This window comes from Galactobacter sp. (genome assembly GCF_022712295.1).
GTDB lineage: Bacteria > Actinomycetota > Actinomycetes > Actinomycetales > Micrococcaceae > Galactobacter.
This window is the reverse complement of sequence record NZ_JALAGT010000200.1, coordinates 1-3,839: the sequence shown is the minus strand read 5'-3', so window position 1 is coordinate 3,839 and position 3,839 is coordinate 1. Positions and strand designations below refer to the sequence as shown.

Below are 3,839 nucleotides of genomic sequence, written 5' to 3'. Positions count from 1 at the left end.
CTACACCACCGAGTCGTCCGCGACCACCGCTGGTGCCCCCGCCGTTGAGCGCAACCTGACCGTCGCAGGCGCAGCCGTTGGCCGCCGCAAGGAAGCTGTCGCCCGCGTGCGCATCATCCCCGGCTCCGGCAACTGGACCATCAACGGCCGCGCCCTCGCCGAGTACTTCCCGAACAAGCTGCACCAGCAAGAGGTCAACGACCCCTTCAAGCTGCTTGAACTGGAAGGCGCCTACGACGTCAGCGCCCGCATCCACGGCGGCGGCCCCTCCGGCCAGGCCGGCGCACTGCGCCTCGGCATCGCCCGCGCTCTCAACGAGGTCGACCGCGACAACAACCGCGCCGCCCTCAAGAAGGCAGGCTTCCTGACTCGCGACGCACGCGTCATCGAGCGCAAGAAGGCCGGCCTCAAGAAGGCACGCAAGGCACCGCAGTACTCCAAGCGCTGATTTTGGCGCTGCCCGGCGTGCGGAGACTGCGTCTCTGCGCGCCGGGGCCCTCGCGCCAAAACCGGCGCTTGGCTCCACAAGCGCTTGGTGTGGGCGCTCCCGGGTTCCGAGACTGCGTCTCGAAATCTGGGGCCCTCGCGCCGAGATCAGCGCTTGGCTCCACAAGCGCTGATTGGGTGCTTGGCTGCACAAGCGCTGATTGGGTGCTTGGGTGCACAAGCGCTGATTGGGTGCTTGGCTGCACAAGCGCTGATCTTGGAGCTACCTACGATGGCCCGTCCCGTTTCACCTCGGGGCGGGCCATCGTCGTACTTCTGGGAGGGGAGCCGGGTTCTGACCGTGGAGCCTGTTTCCCACCGGCTCCACGGTGAAAACCTGGCTCTGTGCAGCTTCGGGCTCAGGGTCGAGGCGGGCTGCTGGCGTCCAACCCGTCGGCAGGGGATGCAAACCGTACTGCAATCACCCGTCTAGACTGAATGCACTATGGCACGACTTTTCGGAACCGACGGCGTACGCGGCAAGGCAAACGACCTCCTCACACCGGAGCTCTCCCTGGGCCTGGCCCAAGCCGGGGCCCAAGTGCTCGGCTTCAACGACGTCGAGGTGGGACATCGTCCCGTCGCCGTCGTGGCCAAGGACCCCAGGATCTCAGGCGACTTCATCTCTGCAGCCATCGAAGCGGGACTTGCCGGGTCCGGCGTGGACGTCTATGACGCAGGCACCGTGCCCACCCCGGCCGCGGCCTTCCTCGTGGCCGACCTCGGCGCCGACTTCGGAGTGATGATCTCCGCCTCGCACAACCCCGCACCGGACAACGGCATCAAATTCCTGGCGCGCGGCGGCCAGAAACTCGATGATTCCATCGAGGACGCCATAGAATCCCACCTCAAGCGCGACCAGCCGTTACGCCCCTTGGGCAGCGACGTGGGACGTATCCGTCGTTTCTCCGATGCCGAGGACCGCTACGTGGTCCATCTGCTGCAGACCCTGCCGCACAGGCTCGAGGGGCTGAAGGTCGTCATCGATGCGGCGCACGGTGCTGCGGCCGGCTGCTCGCCAGACGCGTTCAAGGCCGCAGGAGCCGAGGTCGTCGTGATCGGGGCGAACCCGGACGGCATCAACATCAACGACGGCTACGGCTCCACGCACCTGGAGAACCTCCAGGCCGCCGTCCTGGAACACGGAGCCGATCTCGGCGTGGGTCATGACGGCGACGCCGACCGCTGCCTCACAGTGGACGCAGAGGGCAATATCGTCGACGGCGACAAGGAAATGGCGATCATCGCGCTGGCGATGAAGGAAGCCGGGACCCTCAAGGAGGACACCCTGGTGGTCACGGTCATGTCCAACCTGGGCCTCAAGCTGGCCATGAAGGAACACGGCATCAACATCGTGGAGACGGGTGTCGGCGACCGGTACGTCCTCGAGGCCATGAGGCAGTGGGGTTACAACCTGGGTGGTGAGCAGTCCGGGCACGTCATCATGGCTGATCACGCGACCACGGGCGACGGCGTGCTCACGGGGCTGCAGATCGCCTCCCGCATGGCAGCCACCGGCAAGAGCCTGAAGGAACTCGGCTCTGTGGTCAAGGTGCTGCCTCAGGTCTTGATCAATGTGCGTGGCGTGGACAAGGGTGCAGCAGACACCAATGCAACCGTCCTGGCTGCCGTGACGGCGGAAGAGGCCGAACTGGGGGAGACCGGTCGAGTGCTCCTGCGTCCCTCGGGCACCGAGCCCGTGGTCAGGGTCATGGTGGAGGCCTCCGATAAATCCACGGCGGAATCCGTGGCCAGGCGGCTGGCGCAGGTGGTTCAGACGGAGCTGGCGCTGTCCTGACCGCAGGCAACCACGACCGACGCGAAACGAAGGAGGGCCGGTACCTTGAACAGGTACCGGCCCTCCGCGGCGTTCCAGGGGACAAGTGTCAGGCGCGGTGGCTGCCCGGGCTGTCCGCCTCCTCGGTCTTGCGCAGGGCATCGCGGATGTCCGTGAGCAGTTCGATCTGCGGGTCAGGGGTCTCGGCTTCCGGATCGATACCGGCCTTGATGGCCTTACGGCGCGCCATCTTGTTCATGGGCATCACGAGGGCGAAGTACACGGCGGCCGCGATCAGCAGGAAGTTGACGATGGCGGTGATCAGAACGCCGATCTTGATGGATCCGAAGACCAGCCAGTTGTCGAAGTCCGGCACGAAGATCATGGCGATGGCCGGCATCAGCACGTTGTTCACGAGGGCGTCGATGACCTTGGCGAAGGCCGCACCGATGATGACACCGACGGCGAGATCGATCACGCTGCCGCGAGAGATGAATTCCTTGAAACCTTTGAGCATGCGCCCATCATAAAGGCAGCCGAACTCAGTTGGACGTCAATTTCATGAATTCTCCAGTGATCCCGCCAACAAATGTGTAGGCGGTCCTCAGAGCTTACGTAGCAGCATCCGGTTCACCGAGTGGTCCGCGTCCTTGGTGAGCACCAGCCTGGCCCGGCCGCGGGTGGGGCGAACGTTCTCACGCAGGTTGGGGAGGTTGATACGGTTCCAGATGTCCGCAGCGGTGTCCTCGGCCCCTTGGTCGCTCAGGGACGCATAGCGGTGGAAGTAGCTGGCCGGGTCGGCGAAGGCGCCGGAGCGTAGCCGCATGAAGCGCTGCACATACCACTTGGCGATGTCCTTGGTTCGGGCGTCCACATAGATGGAGAAGTCGAAGAAGTCGCTGAGGGACAAGCCGACGGTCCCGTCCGCGCGAGGGGTGGCGGGGGCCAGCACGTTCAGTCCCTCGACGATGAGGACGTCCGGGCGGTCCACGACCAGACGTTCGTCCTTGAGGATGTCGTAGGTCAGGTGCGAGTACTTGGGAGCCACGACCTCAGGAACGCCGGATTTCACTGCTGTGATGAAGCGGAGGAGGGAACGCTGGTCGTAGGACTCCGGGAAACCCTTCCGGTCCAAGATGTTGCGCCTGATGAGTTCCTCGTTGGGGAAGAGGAAACCGTCGGTGGTGACGAGGTCCACCTTCGGCATTCCGGGCCACCGCCGAAGATGCTCCTCCAGCACGCTGGCGGTGGTGGACTTTCCCACGGCGACCGAACCGGCTACTCCGATCACGAAAGGCGTTCGACGGGTGGTCTCGCCCAGAAAGGTGGAGGTCGCGGCGTGCAGTTGGCCGGTGCCCTCCACGTAGAGAGACAACAGGCGGGAGAGGGGGAGGTAGACCTCCGCCACCTCGTCCAGGTCAAGGCGCTCGCCCAGACCGGCAAGCCGCTCGACGTCCGCTGCATTGAGCGGCTGTTCCAGCTGGTCGGCCAATCGCGCCCAGGCTTCGCGGCCCAACTCCACGAAGGGGGTGGAGGCGGGCAGGGCCTGGAGTTGGCGGGTGGCAGGAGACCGGGT

The 3,839-nt window shown here is 65.1% G+C and carries 4 protein-coding genes; 2 read left to right on the top strand and 2 right to left on the bottom strand.

Translation table 11 applies throughout. The annotated features are described in order from the left end of the window. Together rpsI and glmM are read left to right on the top strand one after the other, a co-directional pair. A partial coding sequence (rpsI, locus tag Q0A15_RS14360) for a 30S ribosomal protein S9 (protein ID WP_291280207.1) occupies positions 1 to 448 on the top strand: 448 nt, incomplete at its 5' end. Positions 449 to 931: 483 nt separating this feature from the next. Beyond that, a complete protein-coding gene (glmM, locus tag Q0A15_RS14355; RefSeq protein ID WP_291280206.1) occupies positions 932 to 2,284 on the top strand; it encodes a phosphoglucosamine mutase in 1,353 nt (450 codons plus the stop codon). An 88-nt stretch (positions 2,285 to 2,372) separates the two neighbouring features. On the opposite strand, the gene mscL is transcribed toward glmM, so the two are convergent. Both mscL and coaA read right to left on the bottom strand, forming a co-directional pair. Continuing rightward, positions 2,373 to 2,780, bottom strand: a complete 408-nt coding sequence (mscL, locus tag Q0A15_RS14350; RefSeq protein WP_291280205.1) for a large conductance mechanosensitive channel protein MscL — start codon at positions 2,778 to 2,780, stop codon at positions 2,373 to 2,375. Between the two features lie 87 nt (positions 2,781 to 2,867). Beyond that, complete coding sequence (gene coaA, locus Q0A15_RS14345; RefSeq protein WP_291280208.1) at positions 2,868 to 3,806, bottom strand: type I pantothenate kinase; 939 nt, start codon at positions 3,804 to 3,806, stop codon at positions 2,868 to 2,870. Between the last annotated feature and the right edge of the window lie 33 nt (positions 3,807 to 3,839).

Coding starts and splice junctions, on each gene's coding strand:
- glmM (WP_291280206.1), top strand. CDS start 932: ATGGCACGACTTTTCGGAACCGACGGCGTACGCGGCAAGGCAAACGAC.
- mscL (WP_291280205.1), bottom strand. CDS start 2,780: ATGCTCAAAGGTTTCAAGGAATTCATCTCTCGCGGCAGCGTGATCGAT.